This is a genomic window from Paenibacillus mobilis (assembly GCF_058267595.1).
Map to the genome: position 1 here is coordinate 86717 of NZ_JBZCMS010000001.1, position 23206 is coordinate 109922.

Here is a 23206-nt window from a genome sequence, read left to right on the forward strand (position 1 = left end):
CCCCAAGATGAGGACTGAGGTATACAGATGAAAAAGATTGCGATTATCGGTTCCACCGGCTCCATCGGTACACAAACGCTGGATGTCGCCGCGGCTCATCCCGATCAGTTTCAGGTTGAAGCGCTGGCTGGCGGTACAAACGTTAAACTTTTGCTGGAGCAGGTGCAAAAATTTAATCCGCGTATAGTATCGGTTGGCACCTCCGCGCTTGCGGATGAAATCAGACCTTATCTTCCAGCCGGTACACGGCTTTATTACGGAAATGAAGGTCTGATAGAAGTGGCGGCTGGATCGGATGCGGACGTAGTAGTGACGGCCGTAATGGGCAGCGTAGGTTTGCGTTCCACTTTGGCCGCCATCGAAGCGGGAAAACAAATCGGTTTGGCCAATAAAGAAACGCTGGTCACGGCAGGCCATTTGGTTATGGATTTAGCTGCCTCCAAAGGGGTATCCATTTTGCCGGTGGACAGCGAACATTCCGCGGTTTTCCAAAGTCTGAACGGAGAACGGATTCAAGACGTTTCGAGCATCACCCTGACGGCGTCGGGCGGGTCCTTTAGGGATTTGACGCGCGACCAGCTGGCGGACGTGACGGTGGAAGACGCTTTAAAACATCCCAACTGGTCTATGGGCGCAAAGATAACGATCGATTCCGCAACCATGGTCAACAAAGGGCTTGAAGTGATTGAAGCGCACTGGCTGTTTGGAGTTCCTTACGAACAAATTCAGGTGCTGCTGCATCCGGAGAGCATCGTGCATTCCTATGTGGAATTTATCGACGGCAGCATTATTGCGCAGCTGGGAACCCCGGATATGAGAGTTCCCATCCAATACGCTTTGACTTATCCGCGGCGGATGGCGTCACCGGGTCAGCGATTGTCTTTGGCCAAGGTGGGGCAGCTGCATTTTCGCGAAATGGACTATGATCGTTTCCCGTGTTTAAGACTGGCCTTTGAATGTGGTAAGATAGGTGGGACAGCTCCAACAGCTTATAACGCTGCCAATGAGGTCGCGGTTGCCCGCTTTTTGAACAAGGAAATTTCTTTCCTGCAGATCGAAACCATCCTTGAACAAGTGCTTGAAGAGCATCAGCGCCAGGTGGTAGCTGAACCGGATCTGGAAGCTATTGAAGCGACGGACGCGTGGGCAAGGGAGAAAGCGGGGCGTTTGTAACCTGTAACCGGGTTTCTTGATCCTCCGTCTGCCTGATTTGACCCTTAGAGGGCTGGAAGATAAATTCTCTGAAAGTCGTCGGCCGTTTGGACAACAGCGTTGGTATATCCAGGCTGTCACCAAGATAAACTTTATAGACAAGGCGGTTAAATCAGTTGACCTGACGGATTGGGGATAAACAATCCTGCAGGTCGCATAGGAACGAGACCCGAAGGAGGATGCTTTCGATTGGAAATGCTGCAGATTATTATATTGACGGTGCTGATGTTTTTCCTCATCGTTACCGTCCATGAATGGGGACATTATTATTTCGCCAAACGTGCAGGGATTCTTGTACGCGAATTCGCGATCGGTTTTGGCCCGAAAATTTTCTCGTATAAAAGAAACGAAACCCAGTTTACACTGAGGCTGCTGCCTTTCGGCGGTTATGCCCGGATGGCCGGGGAGGACCCGGAGCTTATTGAAATCGAACCCGGTCAAACGGTTGCCGTCAGACTGACCGGCGATGAAGTGACCAAAATTTATCTGGACCGTCTGGATACACGGAAAAATGTGATTCGCGGCGAAGTCGTTTCGGTGGATCTGGAAGAAAAACTGAAAATCGAGCTGGATGTCGATGGAGAACAACAAAGTTATCCGGTTCACAGACAAGCCATGCTGACGGTTAAGGGCAAAGATACGCAAATTGCGCCGAAAGACCGGCAGTACGGAAGCAAAACGGTAGGCCAGCGGGCTATGGCGATTTTTGCGGGACCGTTGATGAATTTCGTTTTGGCCTTCGTGCTGTTCGCGCTTCATATTCAAATGGCGGGTGTTCCCCTGGATCCGACGCATCTCGAAATCGGGGATGTTTCTGCAGGGATGCCGGCTGCGGAGACCGGCCTTAAGAAAGGCGATATCATAGAAAGCATCAATGGAGAGGCTATCGGCACCGATGCCGACAAGATGATCGGTCTGATCAGCGCTTCCCAGGACAAGCCAATGACCTGGAAAATCCGCCGCGGCGATCAGGAGCTTGAAGTCAAAATCACGCCTCGCGCCATGGCGGGCCAGGAAGGCGGCAAGGTCGGAACAACGATCGTCAGCTATCAGCCGACACGTAAAGCCGGCTTTGGCGAAACCTTCAGCATTGCCGGCGTGCAGATGGTGGACACGACCAAAATGATTTTTCAGGGCTTCCGCCAGTTAATCAATAAATTCTCGATGGACGATCTGGGCGGTCCTGTACGGACGGCGCAGGTGACCGGCCAAATTGCCAAGCAGGGCATTGCCCAGCTGACGCAGTGGGCGGGGATTCTCAGCTTGTATCTGGGGCTGTTCAACCTGTTCCCGATTCCTGCTCTGGATGGAAGCCGGCTGGTTTTCCTCGGCGTCGAGGCGCTGCGGGGCAAACCGATTGATCCGAACCGGGAAGGCATGGTCCATTTCATCGGGTTTGCGATGTTGTTCCTGCTGATGATTGCTGTAACTTATAATGACATCTTAAGATTGATCAGCGGCTGATTCTAAGTTTTCGGGAGTCCGCAGCTGCGGAGTTAAACGCAAGGAATGGCGGTGAACGGCTTTAACAGCTGACATGGCCGTTAATAGGGCTTCCGGCATCATACTGCCTTAAGGCAATACAAGGCATGGGCCGGGAGCTTTTTTTGCAATAAGGGGGAAAGAGGATGAACGGTGTGAACGACAAGAGAACGCGACTGGAGCTGCTGATGAAGCAGGCCGATCTTTCAAACGCGATTGTGGATCCTTATTTTCTGGATGGATACATCGAGCAGGTGGAGGTGAGCCGGACCAATAAGGAATGGAGAATTTCGATTGCGAAAGATACGCTGGTTCCGGCCCAGGTATACCGGACCTTTTGCGTGCAGGTGCGGGACCGCTTGGAGCATATTGCAAAAATCACTTTCGAATTCCGCTACGGCTCAAGCCTGACGGCGAAATCCGTCGTTGAGGAATATTGGAAGCTGTTCATCGAATGGGTGCAGCGCGAAATTCCGTCGGTCAACGGCTGGATGACGCGTGCGGTATTTGAAGTGGATGGAGATTTGGTAACGGTCATTTTGACGGACTCCATGTCTCTCGAGCTCGCGCGCAAGAAAGGGATAGACCGGGCGATCGCCACCTTTTATGAAAAATATTTTGCCCTTCCTCTCCGGGTCAAGCTGCAGACGGGCGAAAACAGCGCCGAAGCGTTCGAAGAATTTCAGCAGCGGGTTCTCGAGGAGAACCGTGAAGCTATCCAGCAGCTGATGGAAAGCGTCGAGCAGGAGCTGGCCTACGAAGCCGAAGAAGCGGACGGGGAAGAAGTCAAGCTGCAGGTCGGCTATGATATCAAAGACCAGCCTATTCCGCTTCAAAACATTCAGGACGAAGAGAAGAAGGCAACGATTCAAGGGACGATTTTTGGCTTGGACAGCAAAGAGTTGCGCAATGGCAGCACCTTGTTTACTTTTTATTTGACCGATTTTACGGATTCCCTGCAGATGAAGATGTTCGCCAAAACGAAGGAAGACCTCAAAATCATGGGCAAGCTGGCCAACGGAAAATGGGTCAAAGCCCGCGGACGGATCGAATACGACCGTTTTATGCAAATCCCGGAGCTTGTGATGATTCCATCCGATCTGCACGAAGTGGGTGCCCCGGCTGCCCGTAAAGATAATGCGGCTGAAAAAAGAGTGGAGTTCCACCTGCATACGACCATGAGTACGATGGACGCGGTAACGCCGATTGATCAATACGTCAAAATGGCCGCTAAATGGGGCCATAAAGCGATTGCCGTCACCGACCACGGCGGCGTGCAGAGTTATCCCGACGCGGCCAAAGCCGCCAAGAAAAACGGCATCAAAATGATTTACGGCGTGGAGGCAAATATCGTGAATGACGATGTGGCCGTTGTGCTTAACCCGAAACCGCTGGAGCTGAAGACCGCGACTTATATCGTTTTTGATATCGAGACCACCGGCTTGTCGGTGACCCAGAATAAAATTATCGAAATTGCAGCCATTAAAATAAACGACGGCAAAGAAATCGACAGGTATACGACGTTCGTTAACCCGCATGTCCGTATCCCTTATCATATTCAGCAGCTGACCAACATTAACGACGAGATGGTACGGGACGCTCCCGACGTTGAACCTGTGCTGAAGGAGTTTGTGGAGTTTGCCGGGGACGGCATTTTGGTGGCGCATAATGCGAGATTTGATGTGGGTTTCATCAATGCCAAGCTGAAGGAGCTGGGGATGGAGCCGATGGACAATCCGGTGATGGATACGCTGGAGCTGGCCAGAATGCTGTTCCCGACCATGAAGAATCACAGACTCAACACGCTTGCCGCCAAATATAAAGTTTCCCTGGAAAATCATCACCGGGCGATCGATGATACCTTGGCCCTGTGCGACATCATGAATAACCTTCTGTCGGATGCGGAGAAAATCCAGGGCATCACGATGCTGGACCGGTTAAACGATTATGTAGGCAAAGACTTGTCCAATGTACGGCCGTTTCACAGCGGCATATATGCTTTAAACGCGATCGGCAAAAAAAATCTGTTCAAGCTGGTTTCGCTTTCCCATACCGAGCATATGAACCGGGTCCCTACCATTCCGAAGACGCTGCTGCAGGAGCTGCGCGAAGGCCTTCTGGTCATATCCGGCTGTGAAAAAGGCGAGTTCTTCGAAACCGTGCTGAACAAGTCGGTGGAGGAGGCCGAAGCGGTTGCGGAGTTTTACGATGTGCTGGAGATTCAGCCGCTGACCATGTATATGCATCTGGTCGACAAAGGACTGGTCGGCAGCGTGGAGGAGCTGGAAACCGCAATCCGCAAGGTATGCGACATCGGCGCCAAGCTGAACAAGCCGGTCATTGCGACCGGGAACGTGCACTACCTTGAACCGCGCGACAAGATCTTCCGCGATATTACGATTCACGGCATCACCGGGTTCAGCCCGCTGAAGGATATCCGCAAGCCGGACGCCCACTTCCGCACGACGGACGAGATGCTGAAGGAATTTGCTTTCCTCGGTGAAGACAAGGCGATGGAGGTCGTCGTAACCAACACGGCCGAGCTTGCCGACCGTTTTGAGGAAATCCAGCTGTTCCCGGACAAGCTGTTTACGCCGATTATCGATGGCGCGGAGGAGGAGATCCGCAATACCTGCTACAACACGGCCAAGTCGATTTACGGAGAGGATTTGCCGGAGGTGGTCGTCGCCCGTCTGGAAAAAGAACTGGAGCCGATCATCAAATACGGCTTCTCCGCGAACTATCTAATTTCGGAGCGTCTGGTTAAAAAGTCCAACCAGGACGGCTATCTCGTCGGCTCCCGGGGTTCCGTCGGCTCGTCCGTGGTCGCGACGTTCCTCGGCATTTCCGAAGTTAATCCTTTGCCGGCCCACTATATTTGCCGCAATCCGGAATGCCGCCACAGCGAATGGTTTTTGGATGGCAGCGTGCCGAGCGGCTTTGACCTGCCGGACAAGGACTGTCCGAACTGCGGACAGAAGCTGAAAGGCGAAGGCCAGGATATTCCGTTCGAAACGTTCCTGGGCTTTAAAGGGGACAAGGTTCCCGATATCGACTTGAACTTCTCCGGGGAATACCAGCCGCACGCGCACAACTATACCAAGGTGCTGTTCGGGGAAAAAAGCGTATTCCGCGCCGGAACAATCGGTACGGTCGCGGAGAAGACCGCGTTTGGCTTCGCGAAAAAATACGAAGAGGAACACGGCAAGAAATGGCGGGGAGCCGAGCTGAACCGCCTGGCTGCCGGCTGTACGGGCGTAAAACGAAGCACCGGCCAGCATCCCGGCGGGATCGTGGTCGTGCCGGATTATATGGAAGTTGACGACATTACGCCGGTTCAATATCCGGCTGACGATACCAGCTCGGAATGGAAAACGACCCACTTCGATTATCACGCCTTTGACGCCAACCTGCTCAAGCTCGATATTCTGGGGCACGATGATCCGACGATGATGCGGATGCTGCAGGATTTGACGGGCGTGGATCCGACCACAATTCCGATGAACGACCCGAAAGTGATGAGCATGTTCAACTCGACGGAAGCGCTTGGCGTCCGGCCGGATCAGATCCGGACACCGGTAGCGACTTACGGGATCCCGGAGATGGGAACCAAATTTGTTCGGCAGATGCTGATCGAATCCCAGCCGTCCTCATTTGCCGACTTGCTTCAGATTTCCGGACTTTCCCATGGAACCGGCGTTTGGCTCGGCAACGCGCAGGATTTGATCAAAAACGGTACCTGCAACATCAAAACCGTAATCGGCTGCCGGGACGACATCATGCTGTTCCTGATTTACAAAGCGGGCATGGATGCCAGCTTGGCCTTTAAGATTACGGAAAGCGTCCGTAAAGGCAAAGGGCTTACGCCGGAATGGATTGAAGAAATGAAACGGTGTAAGGTCCCTAACTGGTACATTGATTCCTGCCTGAAAATTCAATACATGTTCCCGAAGGCGCACGCCGCTGCTTACGTTATTTCCGCCGTCCGGACCGCTTATTTTAAGCTGTATCATCCGATCGAATATTATGCGACCTATTTCTCGGTCCGCGGCGAAGATTTTGATATCGAGCTGTTCTGCCAAGGGTACGAAGCCATCAACCGCAAAATCGACGAAATCGAACAAAAGGGCTTTCAGGCCCAGCCGAAAGAAAAAAGCATGCTGCCGATTCTGGAAATGGCGCTGGAAATGACGGCGCGCGGCTTCAGCTTCAAGAGCATCGATTTGTACCGTTCCGACGCTACCAAGTTTATCGTGGACGGGGACTCGCTGATTCCTCCGTTTGCGGCGCTGGCCGGCATCGGCGAAAATGCGGCCCGAAATATTGCCGCAGCCAAAGATCAGGGCGAATTTTTGTCCATCGAGGATTTCCAGCAGAAATCCAAAGCCAGTAAAACGATCGTGGAGCTGCTTGGTCAGCTCGGATGCTTCCGCGGATTGCCTGAAAGCAACCAGCTTTCCTTGTTTTAACAGGCCGCTGCATCCCGGCAGAGCGCGAAACGGGCGTGGGATAAGGCTTTGCGGGTTCCGCAGTCAAGTTCGTTCACTTGTCACTATTTACGGATTATGTTATAATTTTATTGTCAATCATGAAGATAGAACCGTTGTTTAAAGAGTGGGGAAACCCACTCTTTAATCTTTGGTATAGATGAATGAGGGTATGGAGGTTGAAAGATTGAGCACACCGAAGATTAAAGCGGCTGTGGAAGAAATGATTTTGCCCTATCTGGAGGATAACGGATTCGAACTGGTCGATGTCGAGTATGTGAAGGAAGGCAGCAACTGGTTTCTTCGCGTCTTCGTGGATAAGGAAGGCGGCATCGATATTGATGACTGCGGCCGGATCAGCGAGGTTCTGAGCGAGCAGTTGGACAAGAACGACCCGATTCCTGCGGCTTATTTCCTGGAAGTGTCTTCTCCGGGTGCGGAACGTCCGTTGAAGAAAGCGGAAGACGTCAAGAAGGCCGTCGGCAAAGACGTGTTCGTGACTACATACGAACCCGTCAACGGCCAGAAGGAATTTGAAGGGCGCCTTCTCTCTTTTGAGCAGGATGAGCTGCTTATTCAAGTCGGCAAGAAAGAGCACAACATCCCATACGGCAAAGTCGCCAGTGCACGACTGGCTATTATTTTTTAAAGGCGGATGGGTTTAACTGGCATATTTTGAAAGGGGGAGCTTGAGGCAAATGAGTATGGATTTTATTGAGGCCTTAAATGAATTGGAAAGGGAGAAAGGGATCAGCAAGGATATTTTGTTCGAAGCCATTGAAGCGGCGCTGATCTCCAGCTACAAGCGGAATTTCAACACCGCCCAGAACGTGCGTGTGGATATGAACCGCAATACGGGCGGCATCAAGGTGTTTGCCCGCAAGCTGGTGGTGGAAGAGGTGCTGGATCCCCGCACGGAAATTTCGCTGCCTGCGGCCCGTGAAATCCATCCCGGATTTCAGATCGACGATGTGGCGGAAATCGAAGTTACCCCGCGTGACTTTGGCCGCATCGCCGCGCAAACCGCCAAGCAGGTGGTCACCCAGCGTATCCGTGAAGCGGAACGCGGGTTGATCTACAATGCTTTTGTAGATAAAGAAGAAGACATCGTGACGGGAATTGTACAGCGCCAGGATCTCCGCAATATTTATGTGGATTTGGGCAAAGTGGAAGCCCACCTTCCGCTGAATGAGCTTATGCCTAACGAAAAGTTTAAACATAACGACCGCATTAAAGCTTATATCACTAAAGTGGAGAACACAACGAAAGGGCCTCAAATCCTGTTGTCCCGCAGCCATCCGGGATTGCTTAAACGTTTGTTCGAGCTTGAAGTTCCCGAAATTTACGACGGTGTCGTGGAGATCAAATCCGTGGCCCGCGAAGCTGGCTTCCGCTCAAAAATCGCCGTATTTTCCCGCAATTCCGAGGTCGATCCGGTCGGCTCCTGCGTCGGCCCTAAAGGCCAGCGGGTACAAACAATTGTAAACGAGCTGCGCGGCGAAAAAATCGACATCGTCCGTTATTCGGAAAATGTAGAGGAATACGTGGCTAACGCGCTGAGCCCGTCGAAGGTGCTTGAAGTGCAGGTTTTCGAAGCGGAGAAAATGGCCCGCGTGATCGTGCCTGACTATCAGCTTTCCCTGGCGATCGGCATCAAAGGGCAAAATGCCCGTCTTGCCGCAAAATTAACCGGCTGGAAAATCGATATCAAGAGCGAAACTCAGGCGGAAGAGGAATTTGGCAGACCCATTTCGGATGGCGAAGAAATGCCGCAGGATTCCGTCTCCGTAGATTAAGTTTATGTAGGACGGGGGCATAGTGATGAAGACAAGAAAAGTCCCGCTGCGCAAATGTGTAGCCTGCCAGGAAATGATGCCAAAGAAACAGCTTATTCGCGTAGTTAAGACGCCTGAAGGCGAGGTCATGATCGATCTTACCGGCAAAAAGTCAGGCCGCGGCGCTTATTTATGCGGCAAAGTGGAGTGCTTCAAGCTGGCGCATAAAAATCGTTCCCTCGACCGGGCGCTGAAATCTCCGGTGAATTCCGAGATTTATGAGCAGCTGGCCAAAGATTTTGTCGCCGTAGAAGAAGAGTTTATCAACTCCCAAAACGGGAGCGAAGACGATGATTAGTAAAGCTTTATCTCAGCTTGGGCTCGCCATGCGAGCGGGTAAAGTAATAACGGGGGATGAAATTGTCACCAAGTCCATTCGCTCATCGGAAGCCAAGCTGGTCATCGTGGCCGGCGACGCCTCACTCAATACACGTAAGAAATTCCGCGACAAATGCGGAACTTATCAAGTTCCTTTGCTGATTGGATTTGATCGGGAAAGCCTTGGAGCCAGCGTGGGCAAGCCGGAAAGGGTGGTTCTCGCGCTGACGGATCAAGGATTCGCAAACCTATTGCGTAAAACCGTGAGTATGACGTCGGAGGTGGAGTATATTGAGTAAACAAGAAAACAAAGATAAACTAAGAGTGTACGAATATGCCAAGTCGCTGAATATGAGCAGCAAGGAAATTATTACGATTCTTAAACGCCTGGACGTTCCTGTGAACAATCACATGAGCGTGATGGAGAATGACGCGGTCTCCAAGGTGGAACAATTTTTTAAAGATATCAAAAACAATGCGGCAGCCAAACGCGATGGCGCTGCGGCTGCGGGAGGCGCTCAGGCGAAAGCCGTTGTCTCCTCTTCGGGCGGAGAGCGAAAAGCGGAAGCGAAATCCTCTTCTCCGGAAAGCAAAGACCGTACAGCCATCAGAAGTGCAGGCAACAACAAAAATCAATCGGAAAAGCAGGTAAGCATGAATAACAATAAAACAACAAATCATTCGAAGAGCGCCGGAGTGGCGACACAAACCAGAAGCAGTCAATCTAACGGAAACAGCCAAAACAGCGGCGGCAACAGACCGTCTTCCCAAAACGGAGACCGTCCGGTTTCCTCCCGTCCGCAAGGACAAAACAACCGCCCTAATCAAGGCGGCGGCCCGAACCGCGGACCGCAAAACAACAGTGGACGTCCATCCCAAGGGGGAGGACAAGGCGGAAACCGTCCGGGTCCTTCCGCAAACCGCAGCGGCGGAGATTCCGCTCGTCCGGGTTTCACCCAGGACAATGATCGCAATAAACCAAGACGTGACGCCGGCGGTACGGGCAATAACCGCGGCGGCCAGAAACGTTTTGAAGATGGCAATAAAGGCGGTTTCCGCGGCAACAACAATCGCGGAGGCAAAGGGGGCCGCGGCGGCAGAGGCGGCCAGCAGCAGGAAAGACGCGAGAAAATCGACAATACGCCTAAGAAAATCATCGTCCGCGGTGAAATGACCGTAGGCGAAACGGCCAAACTGCTCCATAAAGATGCTTCGGAAGTCATCAAGAAGCTTATCTCTTTGGGCGTTATGGCGACGATCAACCAGGAGCTCGATATGGATACGATTCTGCTTCTTGCCGGCGATTTCGGCGTTGAAGTAGAAGTGAAAATCCCGGTTGAAGACGACCGCTTTGAAACCGTAGAAGAAAACGACGATCCGGCCGATCTGGAAGTACGCCCGCCGGTCGTAACGATCATGGGTCACGTCGACCATGGTAAAACGACTTTGCTGGATACCATCCGCTCTACCAGCGTAACCGCTGGCGAAGCCGGCGGCATCACCCAGCATATCGGTGCATATCAGGTCGAAATCAATCATAAGAAAATCACGTTCCTCGATACACCGGGCCACGAAGCCTTTACGGCTATGCGTGCACGCGGTGCGCAGGTAACCGATATGACGATTATCGTGGTAGCGGCCGATGACGGCGTTATGCCGCAAACCGTCGAAGCGATCAACCATGCGAAAGCGGCAGGTTTGCCGATTATCGTAGCGGTAAACAAAATCGACAAACCCGGTGCCAACCCTGACAAAGTTAAACAAGAACTTACGGAATATGAACTGGTTCCGGAAGAATGGGGCGGCGATACGATCTTCGTGAACGTTTCCGCGAAGCAGAAGATCGGCATCGAAGAACTGCTTGAAATGATCCTGCTGGTGGCTGAAGTAAATGAATACAAAGCCAACCCTAATAAACGTGCCAGAGGTACGGTTATCGAAGCCGAGCTGGACAAAGGCCGTGGTCCTGTAGCCCGCATACTCGTACAGCACGGTACGCTGAAGATCGGCGACGCGTTTGTTGCCGGCAACTGCTTCGGACGCGTGCGTGCCATGGTTAACGACAAAGGCCGCCGTCTGAAGGAAGCAGGTCCTTCCACGCCGGTGGAAATCACCGGTTTGACCGAAGTACCGGGTGCAGGCGATCCGTTTATGGTGTTTGAAGACGAGCGTAAAGCCCGTTCCATCGCCGATAAACGTTCGATCACCCATCGTCAGTCCGAGCTTAACAGCAATACGCGCGTTACGCTCGACGATCTGTTTAATGCGATCAAGGAAGGCGAAATCAAAGACCTGAACGTAATCATCAAAGGCGACGTTCAAGGTTCGGTAGAAGCGTTGAAGAGCTCCCTGGCGAAGATCGAGGTTGAAGGCGTACGCGTCAAGATCATTCACAGCGGTGCAGGCGCCATCACCGAATCGGATATCATTTTGGCTGCCGCTTCGAATGCTATCGTGATCGGCTTTAACGTTCGTCCTGAAGCCCAGGCAAAATCGACGGCAGAGCAAGAGAAAGTGGATATTCGTCTGCATCGCGTTATTTACAACGTAATCGAAGAGATCGAACAGGCGATGAAAGGGATGCTTGATCCGGTCTTCAAAGAATCTGTCATCGGCCATGCCGAAGTCCGGAACACGTTTAAAATCAGCAAGGTCGGAACGATTGCCGGTTGTATGGTCACCTCCGGTAAAATCTCCCGCTCTGCCGAAGCCCGCCTGATCCGCGACGGCATCGTGATTTTTGAAGGCAAGATTGATTCCCTCAAACGGTACAAAGACGACGCCAAAGACGTTGCACAAGGCTACGAGTGCGGAATTACGCTCGATGGCTACAACGATCTCAAAGAGGGCGATACGATCGAAGCGTTTATTATGGAAGAGGTTAAACATTAATCTCGGCTATTTTCCGGTGAACGCTTGGACATGATAATTGAAATTGCGGTTTGACCGCTTTGATGAGCACCGGCTGGCAGTACGGCCGGTGCTTTCAAGATAGATAAAGAGGTGTTATTTATGGCAAACAATCGTCCCGGCCGAGTTGGCGAACAAATCAAAAAAGAACTCAGCCTGCTGATTCAAAACGAACTCAAAGACCCTCGCATCGGTTTTGTAACCGTGACGGGCGTTGATGTCACCAACGATTTGTCGCAAGCAAAGGTGTATCTCAGCGTATTCGGCAGCGATGAAGAGAAGCAAGCTTCCCTGAAAGGCATCGAACGGGCCAGCGGTTTTCTGCGCAGCGAGCTCGGGAGGCTGATCCGTCTGCGCCATACGCCTGAACTGATTTTTAAATTCGATGAGTCCATCGCTTACGGCAGCCATATTGAGAAGCTGCTCGGTGAAATTTCCAAAGAAGATAAATAAAACTAAAGGAGAGGGCTATGCAAATTAGCGGACAGGAACTCCAGAGTGCTGTAGATTACATCAAAGAGCACGACGATTTTCTAATCGTTTCGCATGTGCAGCCCGACGGAGATGCAGTCAGCTCTACCCTAGCGGTAGGCTGGCTTCTCTCATGTCTGGGCAAAAAATACGTTATGGTCAACGAAGGTCCCATTCCCCGCCGGATGTCTTTCCTGTGGAATGCCGACCAAATCCTGGACCTTTCGGCACAGCCTCTTTCGCGTACATATAAACATGTGATTTGTGTGGACTGCGCTGATTTTAAAAGGGTGGGAACCACCAAGCAATATTTTGCGGAAGACGCCGTTTTGCTGAATATTGACCACCATCCGACCAACGATGCTTACGGCTCGGTCAACCTGATTGTTCCTGATGCGGCTGCTACCGCGGAAATTCTTTTCGACCTCATTGCCTGTGCAGGCGTTTCGCTCGATAAAGATTCTGCAACCGCCATTTATACCGGCATGCTGACCGATACCGGCGGCTTCCGGTATTCCAATACCTCGCCGAAGGTCATGGCAATCGCTTCTAAGCTGCTCGAATTCGGCATTGACGGTCCTTGGATTTCCGAACATCTTTTGGAACAGATGACTTACCCGCAGCTGCGTATTTTGACCAAAGCCCTTAACAAACTGGAGCTCAGCCCGGACGGCAAAATGGCCTGGGTCAGCCTTACGGATGCCGATATGCAGGAGGCGGGGGCGATTCATGAAGATCTTGAAGGAATCGTTAATTATCCTCGTAATATTACCGGCGTGGAAGTCGGGATGTTGTTTAAGGTGATTCACGAGCAAGCGGTCAAGGTCAGCATGCGCTCGGCCGGCAAAGTAGACGTTGCAGCCGTAGCCCAAAGCTTTGGCGGCGGCGGACATGTCCGCGCGGCGGGTGCAAGGCTGGAGACTACGCTGGAAGAAGCTGTTGCTGCAGTTGTAGAGCGGGTGAAGCAGGAATTATGATGGAATATGAAGGCATTTTGCCGGTGCTTAAACCGGCAGGTTTTACGTCCCACGACGTAGTAGCGAAGGCCAGGGGCATTTTGAAAATGAAACGGATCGGCCATACGGGCACTTTGGATCCGCAGGTGACCGGCGTGCTGCCGCTTTGTTTAGGCAGAGCGACCCGCATGGTTGAATACTTGCAGGAGCTGCCCAAGGAATATGAGGCTACCTTGGTCCTCGGCATTGCGACAGATACCGAGGATATGACCGGAACCGTGACGGAACGTTTAGAGGAGGGCGTCCAAGTCAGCCTTGAACAGGTTCAGGAGGTTTTGCAGAAATTCCGGGGCACCATCTCCCAGGTGCCGCCCATGTATTCGGCTTTAAAGCAGGACGGGAAGCGGCTTTATGAGCTGGCCCGGGAAGGGAAAACGGTGGAAAGGAAACCTCGCGAGGTGACGATCCACGAACTGGAGCTGACCGGATTTAATCCGGACCTTCCTTATCCGGAGATTTCGATCCGGGTTTTGTGCTCCAAAGGGACCTATATTCGCACTTTATGTGTGGATATAGGCCAAGCCCTTGGCGTTCCGGCCTCCATGTCCGTGCTGAAACGGACTGTTTCCGCCGGGATTGCCGACGACCGCTGCCTGACTTTTGAGGAGATTCAGCAGTATGCTGCGGAAGGTACGCTTCAGCAGCATCTGATCCCCGTTGACGAGGCAGTCGGCCATTTAGCCTCCGTCCAGGTTGCGGATGAAAAAGTCAAAGCGGCTCTGCAGGGCCAGCGTTTATCTCCTTCGGTCGTTCAGCCGCTTCCCGAGCGGGATGAGATCATCCGGCTGTATGACTCGGAGCGGCGGTTTCTTGGCATTTATAAGCGGGAAGCCGACTCGGGTGCTATTGCCCCGGTTAAAGTATTTGCCCAGAATCAATGAATCGATAGATAGAAAGACTGATTAGTCTAAATTTCCGCAACGCCGGCCCACTAGGATGTACGCCGGTTTGCCGGGACAACTTATTGGAATGCAGGTGAGAGGTTTATGGAAACCGTAAATTTGTCTTATCCGTTATCGGAAAATGCGGCGGAACGTTTGGCGGCTCCGCAGGTTTTGGCGCTAGGCCAGTTTGATGGCCTGCATCTGGGGCATTTAAGCGTCATTAAAACCGCAATATCCATGGCCCGGGAAGCCGGATTGCCGGCTGCGGTCATGACGTTTTACCCTCACCCCAAAGAGGTTATGAAAAAAGGGGACTACGACGGGTATTTAACGCCCCCCGTAGAGAAAGAACGCCTGCTCCGCGAGCTGGGCATCGATTATTTTTATGTCGTCGAATTTAACGAGGAATTTTCGCGCATCAGCCCGGAGGATTTTGTGACCGGCATGCTGCTGCCGCTGAACATCCGGACGGCCGTGATCGGCTTTGATTTCCACTTTGGCCATAAAGGCGCAGGAGACGCCGACAGGCTCCGCGAGCTTGGGGCGCAGCGTTTTACGGTGCACACCGTTCCTCCCTTTTTGAAAGACGGCGAAAAAGTCAGCAGCTCCGGCATCCGCAAATGGCTGCATGAAGGGCGGGTTGACCTCGCCGCCAACTGGTTTGGCCGGCCTTATATTTTGCGGGGCATCGTCGTGAACGGCGAGAAGCGGGGCCGCAAGATCGGATTTCCCACAGCCAACGTCGAGCCCTCCGAACATTTTGTACTGCCGGTAAGCGGCGTTTATGCCGTAAAAGCCCAGCTGGCTGGAGAAGAGCGCTGGTTGCCGGGCGTTATGAACCTTGGGGTTAAGCCGACTTTCCATGAGGGCGTCACGAAGCCTTCCCTGGAGGTCCATCTGTTTGATTTCAGCGGAGATATTTACGATAAGGAATTAACCGTGCAGTTGGTCTCTTACATTCGTCCTGAACGTAAATTTTCCTCCATTGATGAGCTGATCTCCCAGATCGGCCGTGACGCGGACACCGCGAGAGAATTGCTGAAGTAGCGCTGCTTTACTTTCATCATGGCAAGTGGGAATGCTTTTTTCGGCTAATAGGAAAAAGTTTCATATAACCAGCCGTGCGAGTTTACTTTTACTCTCGAAGTATGCTATACTTTTCAAAGTGTTCTTTCGGAGCACATAACCTTGGCTTGGTTGTCCGTTCTCACCGGCGGCTACGAGGCTAATGGCGATTATAATGAAGGAGGTGAACAGGATGGCATTGACTCAAGAACGTAAAACTCAACTGATCGAAGAGCACAAAACTCACGAGTCCGATACAGGATCTCCAGAGGTGCAAATTGCTATCCTTACTGAGAACATCGTTAACTTGACTGACCACTTGCGTACACACAAGAAAGATCATCATTCCCGCCGTGGATTGTTGAAAATGGTCGGACAACGCCGTAAGCTTTTGGCTTACTTGAAGAACAAAGATGTTAGACGTTACAGTGCTTTGATCGAAAAACTCGGTCTGCGCCGCTAATCTTTAACCTTACTTTGGAAGCAGCCTGGTTGCCGCTGTTACCGCTCGTATGAAAGCGAACGGCGGCCTGCCTGGTTGCTTTTTAGCGTAGCCATGAATTACGCGATGTTTGCAGGAAATAATGGTATAGAACCGAATATAAAAGGTAACCTTTGAAGGAGGGATTTCATGGAGAAGCAAGTGAAAATGCAGCTTGGAGGAAGACCTCTTGTGCTGGAAACCGGCCGATTGGCCAAGCAGGCTAACGCGGCTGTCATGGTACGCTACGGCGAAACGGCCGTGCTTTGTACGGTGACGGCGTCTTCGGAGCCGAAGGACCTCGATTTTTTCCCGCTTACGGTCAACTATGAAGAGAAATTGTACGCGGTCGGCAAAATTCCGGGGGGCTTTATTAAACGTGAAGGGCGTCCAAGCGAAAAAGCCATTCTGGCCAGCCGTCTGACGGACCGTCCGATTCGTCCGCTGTTTCCGGAAGGATTCCGCAACGACGTACAAATCGTGAACCTGGTTATGAGCGTGGATCAGGACTGCGAGCCTGAAATCGCCGCCATGATCGGTACTTCGGCAGCGCTGAGCATTTCTGATGTTCCGTTTAACGGACCAATCGGCGGTGTGGCAGTGGGACGCGTTAACGGCGAGTTTGTCATCAACCCGGACATTGCCCAGCAGGAAGCCAGCGACATGTACCTCGTGGTTGCAGGAACCAAAGACGCCATCATGATGGTGGAGGCGGAAGCCAACGAGGTTCCGGAAGAAGTGATGCTGGAAGCGATCATGTTTGGTCATGACGAAATCAAAAACATCGTAGCCGTCATCGAAGAGTTCGTACAGATTGCCGGCAAGGAGAAAATGGAAGTCAAACTCCATGCGGTAGATCCTGAAGTCAATCGTGCGGTTCGCGAATTCGCGGCTGAACGTCTGGTGGAAGCGGTCAGAATCGCCGAGAAACATGCCAGACAGGATGCGATCGATGCGATTAACGATGATGCCGTAACTTTCTTTGAGCAAGAGTACATAGAGTCTCCTGAGCTCTTAAACGACGTCAAAGAAGTGCTGCATGATATTGTCAAAGAAGAAGTACGCCGTCTTATTACGCATGACAAAGTGCGTCCGGACGGTCGCAAGCTGAATGAAATCCGCCCGATTGAATGCGATATCAACCTGCTGCCGCGCACGCACGGCTCCGGCTTGTTCACGCGTGGACAAACCCAGGCCCTCAGTATTTGTACGCTTGGCGCGCTTGGCGATGTGCAAATTCTCGACGGTATCGATCTGGAAGAAACCAAACGGTTTATGCACCACTACAACTTCCCGCCGTTCAGCGTGGGCGAAGCCCGTCCGCTGCGCGCACCGGGCCGCCGCGAAATCGGCCATGGCGCTTTGGGGGAACGTGCGCTTTCCAAGGTTATTCCTTCCGAAACGGAATTCCCCTACACGATCCGTCTTGTTTCCGAGGTACTCGAATCCAACGGTTCGACTTCCCAGGCAAGTATCTGTGCCAGTACGCTGGCCATGATGGATGCGGGCGTACCGATTAAAGCTCCGGTTGCCGGCGTTGCGATGGGTCTGATCAAAGACAAGGATCATGTTTCGATCTTGACCGACATTCAAGGCATGGAAGACCATCTGGGCGACATGGACTTTAAAGTGGCCGGTACAAGAGAAGGCGTAACCGCTATTCAGATGGATATCAAAATTGACGGCATTGACCGCCAAATTTTGAATGAAGCTCTGGAGCAGGCTAGAGAAGGCCGGATGTTCATTTTGGACAAAATGACCGAAATCATTTCCAAACCAAAAGAAAACCTGTCTCCTTATGCGCCTAAAATTATGGTTATGCAAATCAACCCGGACAAAATCCGTGACGTTATCGGCGCAGGCGGCAAAGTCATCAATAAAATCATTGAAGACACCGGCGTGAAGATCGATATCGAGCAGGACGGCCGCGTATTTATCGCTTCCTCCAACCCGGAAATGAACGATAAAGCCCGTTCGATCATCGAAGGCATCGTGAAGGAAGTCGTGGTCGGAGAAATTTATACCGGCACGGTTAAACGGATCGAGAAGTTTGGCGCATTCGTTGAAATTTTGCCGGGCAAAGATGGTTTGGTTCACATCTCCCAATTGTCCACGGAACGTGTAGGCAAAGTGGAAGACGTAGTGGCCATCGGCGACGTGATTACGGTAAAAGTTACGGAAATCGACCAGCAGGGCCGCGTTAACCTTTCCCGCAAAGCTACGCTGACACCGGAAGCGGTTAAACAAGACTAAATTTATCATCGCCAGTTATCCGCAGGATGACCGGGAAAGAAAGAGGCAGAACACTGATTCTGGCTCTTTTTTTAGTTTGAGCAAAGTCTTCCCCGGGGCGTTTGCACTTGCTGCGGAACAGGGCTGGCTTTAAAACCGAAGTTCCGGCGGGCGACCCGCCGACTCATATTCCTTTCAAGGCTGACATAATAATGGGACATACAGGGTGAAAGGGAGAATGATCGGTGAAACGGAACAGGGGAAAAGCAGTTGTCATAGTTGCGGGGGCAGGGGCGGTTCTCCTGCTCGGACAAGCGGCGGGACTGAGGGATTATATTCAGGAAGCCTGGTACCACTCCGGACAGCCTCAGGCCGTGGCCGTATTTGCCTTGCAGTCCAAGGGGGAGCAGGGAGAAAAAACGGATGATCTGAAAAAGGAGATTGAAATCCAGGCTCAAAAGTTAAACGAAAAGCCGATGGACGCGGTGATCGACCGGGTCTGGAAAGCCATTCCGGGTTACAATGGCCGCGAAGTGGATGTGGAAGCCTCTTATTTAAAAACGGTGGATAGGAGAAAACAGGCGGCACCGGGCAGCCCCGAAGCCTCAAAAATCTATTATGTCTACCGGGAGACCAAACCGCAGATTTCCCTGGACGATTTAGGTCCCCAGCCGATCTATAAAGGCAATCCCAACAAAAAGATGGCCGCCCTCATGATTAACGTGGCCTGGGGCAACGAGTACATAAAACCAATGCTGGATACGCTGGATGAGGAGCAGGTGAAAGCCACCTTTTTCCTCGATGGAAGCTGGCTGAAGAAAAATCCGGATGTGGCCAAAGAAATCCAAGCCCGAGGACATGAAATTGAGAATCACGCCTATTCTCATCCGAATATGAGCAGGCTCAGCCAAGAACGGGCAACGCTGGAGATTACCAAAACCAAGCAGCTGCTTAAAGATACGCTGGGAATCAACAATACCTGGTTTGCCCCGCCTTCCGGAGATTTCAACCAGCGAACCGTGGAGATTGCAGCCTCCCAAGGATTAAAGACGGTGCTGTGGACGGTAGATACGGTTGATTGGAAAAACCCCGATCCGGCCTCCGTCATCGCCAAAATTTCGAGGAAAGCGGAGGCGGGTTCGCTCATTCTGATGCACCCTACGCCCTCCACCAAGGCCTCGCTGAAAGGGATCATAGAGACGCTTAAAGCCAAAGGGTTGAAGCTGGGAACGGTAGCGGATACGTTGTCTCCGGACCGGATAGATGCAGAGGAAGGTTGAGCGCACCGTCTTTTTTTGGTACGATCAATAGGATAATCAATAGTAACCATTTTGCCGCTGAGACAGTTGGCAAGGAACTCTAGGAGGTCCTTTCGTGATCAAGACGCAGCTAACAAACGGCCTTAGAGTCGTTATGGAGAAAATTCCGACCTTCCGGTCCGTTTCCTTTGGCATTTGGGTCAAGACGGGATCCAGGAACGAACAGCTTGAAGAAAACGGAATATCTCATTTTATTGAACACATGCTTTTCAAAGGCACTGACCGTTTTTCGGCCAAAGAAATCGCGGAGCGGTTCGATGCTATTGGCGGAAACGTCAATGCTTTTACTTCCAAAGAATATACGTGTTATTACTTCAAGGTGCTGGACCAGCATTTGGAGATTGCCGTGGACGTTCTTTCGGATATGTTTTTCCACTCCAAGTTTGATGAAGAAGAGCTGAGAAAAGAGAAAAACGTCATTCTCGAAGAAATCTCGATGTACGAGGACACGCCCGATGACATGGTGCATGATCTGCTTGCCGAAGCGGCTTACGGCGGACATTCCCTTGCTTTTCCGATCCTGGGCACGGAGGAGCGTCTGCAGCCGATGGACTCTGCCCGGCTGCACCGCTACATGAAGGAGCACTACACGCTGGAGAACACGGTCATCAGCATCGCGGGCCATTATGACGATGGAATCATGGACCTGCTCGAGAAATATTTCGGCGGTTTTAACGTAAGCGGCGGCGCGCAGCAGTTGGCCGCACCTGATTTTTTGGGGGAATTGAAATTTTACAAGAAAAAAACCGAGCAAAACCACATCTGTTTAACCTTCCCGGGCCTTCCGACCGGTCACGAAAAACAATACGCGATGATGCTGCTGAACAATGCGCTCGGCGGAGGCATGAGCTCGCGTTTGTTCCAGGAAATCCGCGAGAAACGCGGCTTAGCTTATTCGGTTTATTCCTATCACAGCTCTTATGCGGACAGCGGCCTTTTTTCGATTTATGCCGGTACCGCTCCTAAACAGACCAAAGAAGTGCTGGATTTAACCAAAGAGCTGCTGTTTGAGGTCCGCGAGAAAGGGCTGACCGAAGACGAGCTGCACAAGGGCAAGGAGCAGATGAAGGGCAGCCTGATCCTCGGTTCGGAAGGAACGGGCAGCCGGATGAACCGGCTTGGCAAAAACGAGCTGATGCTCGGCAAACACTATACGTTGGATGAACTGATCAGCCGTATCGATGCGGTTAAGATGGAGGATGTCCGGGACGTCATTGACGGGATGTTCAAACAGCCTTACGCGCTGGCGATGGTCGGTTCCTCGGACAAAGTAATATCAGGATTAAGGAGAGATGAGCTTGTCGTATCTGGTGCAAATTAACCGCCTTCCGGGGTATGAGGATATTGAACTTCCACGCAAAATGTCGGAGCTGGCTTCCGGGTTTGACCTTTATGCCGCCGTGGAGGAAGACGTCGTATTGAAACCGGGGGAGCGCGGCCTGATTCCGACGGGTTTTGCGATTGCGATGCCGGCCGGGCTGGAGGCCCAAATCCGTCCGAGAAGTGGACTGGCGCTTAAAGCGGGTATTACCTGCCTGAACACGCCGGGAACGATCGATGCGGATTACCGCGGCGAAATTAAGGTGCTGCTGATCAATCTCGGCCAGGAGCCGTTTACGATCAAACGGAACGAGCGGATCGCGCAAATGGTGTTCCAGACGGTCCCGGCCGTGGAGCTGCAGCAGGTGGAGGTATTGTCTGAAACGGTGCGCGGCAGCGGCGGTTTCGGGCATACGGGCCGTAATTAACGGTCAGAATTAGGATAGAATTAAGGATTAATATGGAGTAATCCTTAAACGTACAGGAAAAAGCGTCTGTGCGGTCAACGGGGCATCGTTGGCTGTGCAGGCGCTTTTTTTTGCGAAGTCCGGACCGTTCAGCCGTTGATCGTTTGGATCGGGCGCTCACCCCAAGACGCCAAACTGCATAAGATACATCGTTAACAGTTAGTCTGAAGGGAGTGACATCCTAATATGCTTACCGGGCTGACGATTGTAATTCTGGGTGGCGACGCTCGCCAGCTGGAGGTAATCGGTAAGTGCGTGGAACTGGATGCGACCGTCAAGCTTGCGGGATTTGATCAACTGGTGCCGCTGCCTCAGGGAGTTTCACGGGTGGAGCTGACCGAAGAACTGCTGTCGGAAGCGGATGTGCTCATTTTGCCGGTGCTTAGCTGCAGTGACAGCGGTACCGTAAGCACTTCTTTTTCGGAAGAAAAGCTGGTGCTGCGGGAAGAGCTGGTTGCCGCACTCCCCAAGCATGCCTTGATCTATACGGGTTTGGCTAAGCCATACCTGCTTAAGCTGTGCGAAAAGCACGGCATAAAGGTCATTCAGGTGCTGGATCGGGACGATGTGGCGATTTACAACTCCATACCAACCGCTGAAGGCGCGTTGATGATGGCGATACAGAATACCGACATCACCATACACGGGTCAACATGCGTGGTGCTCGGCATGGGGCGAACCGGCTTCACGATGGCAAGGACGCTGCAGGGCATCGGAGCAAAAGTGAGGATGGGCGTCAGGAGGAAAGAGCATTTTGCAAGGGCGGAGGAAATGGGCTGGAACCCTTTTCTGACGCAGGATTTGGCCGATGAGGCGAGCGGTGTTGACTTGATTTTTAATACGATTCCGAATATGATTATCACAGCACAAGTCCTATCAAAATTATCACCAAAGGTAGTTATTATCGACCTAGCTTCCGCTCCGGGCGGCACCGATTTCCGGTTTGCCGAGAAGCGGGGTATCAAGGCGATATTGGCTCCTGGTCTACCCGGAATTGTCGCTCCCCGAACGGCCGGCATCATCATGGCCAACAGCATTTATCAGTCCTTGGAAGAGGAGTTAACGACACGGGGGGATGAACGGTGAATTTTGAAGGAAAAACGGTAGGATACGCGCTTACAGGCTCGCACTGTACGCTTGAAGAGGTTATTGAGCAAATTTCGCGTTTTGTGGAGCTGGGAGCCAAGGTCATTCCGATCGCTTCCCAATCCGTGATGACGACAGACACAAGATTCGGGACTACGGCCCAATGGCAAAAGCAGTTGAAAGAATTGACAGGGAATGATATCATTTCTTCAATTGTAGATGCCGAGCCGCTTGGACCTAAAAACATGCTTGATATTATCGTGATTGCCCCGTGCACGGGGAACACGACCAGCAAGCTTGCCAACGCGATGACGGACAGTCCTGTTCTTATGGCGGCCAAGGCGATGCTTCGCAACCACAAACCCGTTGTTATTGCAATTTCCACGAATGACGGCTTGGGGTTGAATGCGGCCAATATTGCCAAATTGCTGGTGGCACGGAACTTTTATTTTGTGCCGTTTGGCCAGGATAATCCGACCGGCAAGCCGAATTCGCTTGTAGCGGACATGAGTTTGATTCCCGAAGCTTGCTATGAAGCTTTGCAGGGCAAACAACTTCAGCCAATGCTGATTCAGCGGGTTCAAGCCTGATCCAGGGTTTCAACGCACTCCGCATAAATAC

The 23206-nt window shown here is 52.1% G+C and carries 19 protein-coding genes; all 19 read left to right on the forward strand.

Going from position 1 to position 23206, the window contains the following annotated elements:
• Window positions 1–27: 27 nt before the first annotated feature.
• Window positions 28–1173 (forward strand): 1-deoxy-D-xylulose-5-phosphate reductoisomerase, encoded by a 1146-nt coding sequence (locus AC3ZPD_RS00490; RefSeq protein ID WP_490982306.1) that lies wholly within the window; start codon window positions 28–30, stop codon window positions 1171–1173.
• A gap of 228 nt (window positions 1174–1401) precedes the next feature.
• Window positions 1402–2676 (forward strand): RIP metalloprotease RseP, encoded by a 1275-nt coding sequence (gene rseP / locus AC3ZPD_RS00495; protein ID WP_490982307.1) that lies wholly within the window; start codon window positions 1402–1404, stop codon window positions 2674–2676.
• A 164-nt stretch (window positions 2677–2840) separates the two neighbouring features.
• Window positions 2841–7163, forward strand: coding sequence for a PolC-type DNA polymerase III (locus tag AC3ZPD_RS00500; protein WP_490982308.1), 4323 nt, complete (start codon window positions 2841–2843; stop codon window positions 7161–7163).
• Between the two features lie 205 nt (window positions 7164–7368).
• Complete coding sequence (gene rimP / locus AC3ZPD_RS00505; RefSeq protein WP_490982309.1) at window positions 7369–7830, forward strand: ribosome maturation factor RimP; 462 nt, start codon at window positions 7369–7371, stop codon at window positions 7828–7830.
• 49 nt (window positions 7831–7879) lie between these two features.
• On the forward strand, window positions 7880–8977 hold the full coding sequence (nusA, locus tag AC3ZPD_RS00510) for a transcription termination factor NusA (RefSeq protein WP_490982310.1): 1098 nt from the start codon (window positions 7880–7882) through the stop codon (window positions 8975–8977).
• Window positions 8978–9002: 25 nt separating this feature from the next.
• Window positions 9003–9314: an RNase P modulator RnpM gene (rnpM, locus tag AC3ZPD_RS00515; protein ID WP_490982311.1), complete on the forward strand. Its 312-nt coding sequence runs from the start codon at window positions 9003–9005 to the stop codon at window positions 9312–9314.
• Window positions 9310–9633, forward strand: coding sequence for a L7Ae/L30e/S12e/Gadd45 family ribosomal protein (locus AC3ZPD_RS00520; protein ID WP_490982806.1), 324 nt, complete (start codon window positions 9310–9312; stop codon window positions 9631–9633). Before rnpM ends, AC3ZPD_RS00520 begins: the two co-directional genes overlap by 5 nt.
• Window positions 9626–12226 carry a translation initiation factor IF-2 gene (gene infB, locus AC3ZPD_RS00525; protein ID WP_490982312.1) on the forward strand — a complete coding sequence of 867 codons (2601 nt, stop codon included), beginning with the start codon at window positions 9626–9628 and terminating at the stop codon, window positions 12224–12226. Before AC3ZPD_RS00520 ends, infB begins: the two co-directional genes overlap by 8 nt.
• Before the next feature lie 120 nt (window positions 12227–12346).
• Complete coding sequence (gene rbfA / locus AC3ZPD_RS00530) at window positions 12347–12697, forward strand: 30S ribosome-binding factor RbfA (RefSeq protein WP_490982313.1); 351 nt, start codon at window positions 12347–12349, stop codon at window positions 12695–12697.
• Between the two features lie 17 nt (window positions 12698–12714).
• Entirely contained in the window at window positions 12715–13692 is a 978-nt protein-coding gene (locus AC3ZPD_RS00535) for a DHH family phosphoesterase (protein WP_490982314.1), read from the forward strand.
• On the forward strand, window positions 13689–14612 hold the full coding sequence (truB, locus tag AC3ZPD_RS00540) for a tRNA pseudouridine(55) synthase TruB (protein ID WP_490982315.1): 924 nt from the start codon (window positions 13689–13691) through the stop codon (window positions 14610–14612). The genes AC3ZPD_RS00535 and truB overlap by 4 nt, the downstream gene beginning before the upstream one ends.
• Before the next feature lie 105 nt (window positions 14613–14717).
• Window positions 14718–15662, forward strand: a complete 945-nt coding sequence (locus AC3ZPD_RS00545; RefSeq protein WP_490982316.1) for a bifunctional riboflavin kinase/FAD synthetase — start codon at window positions 14718–14720, stop codon at window positions 15660–15662.
• Window positions 15663–15873: 211 nt separating this feature from the next.
• Window positions 15874–16143, forward strand: coding sequence for a 30S ribosomal protein S15 (gene rpsO / locus AC3ZPD_RS00550; RefSeq protein WP_094092564.1), 270 nt, complete (start codon window positions 15874–15876; stop codon window positions 16141–16143).
• A 168-nt stretch (window positions 16144–16311) separates the two neighbouring features.
• Window positions 16312–18414, forward strand: coding sequence for a polyribonucleotide nucleotidyltransferase (gene pnp, locus AC3ZPD_RS00555; RefSeq protein WP_490982317.1), 2103 nt, complete (start codon window positions 16312–16314; stop codon window positions 18412–18414).
• Between the two features lie 224 nt (window positions 18415–18638).
• Window positions 18639–19673, forward strand: a complete 1035-nt coding sequence (locus AC3ZPD_RS00560; RefSeq protein WP_490982318.1) for a polysaccharide deacetylase family protein — start codon at window positions 18639–18641, stop codon at window positions 19671–19673.
• Window positions 19674–19767: 94 nt separating this feature from the next.
• Window positions 19768–21033 (forward strand): M16 family metallopeptidase, encoded by a 1266-nt coding sequence (locus AC3ZPD_RS00565; protein ID WP_490982319.1) that lies wholly within the window; start codon window positions 19768–19770, stop codon window positions 21031–21033.
• Entirely contained in the window at window positions 21005–21460 is a 456-nt protein-coding gene (gene dut / locus AC3ZPD_RS00570; protein WP_490982320.1) for a dUTP diphosphatase, read from the forward strand. Before AC3ZPD_RS00565 ends, dut begins: the two co-directional genes overlap by 29 nt.
• A gap of 225 nt (window positions 21461–21685) precedes the next feature.
• A complete protein-coding gene (gene dpsA, locus AC3ZPD_RS00575; RefSeq protein ID WP_490982321.1) occupies window positions 21686–22585 on the forward strand; it encodes a dipicolinate synthase subunit DpsA in 900 nt (299 codons plus the stop codon).
• Entirely contained in the window at window positions 22582–23175 is a 594-nt protein-coding gene (locus AC3ZPD_RS00580) for a dipicolinate synthase subunit B (protein ID WP_490982322.1), read from the forward strand. The genes dpsA and AC3ZPD_RS00580 overlap by 4 nt, the downstream gene beginning before the upstream one ends.
• The last annotated feature ends 31 nt before the right edge of the window (window positions 23176–23206 follow it).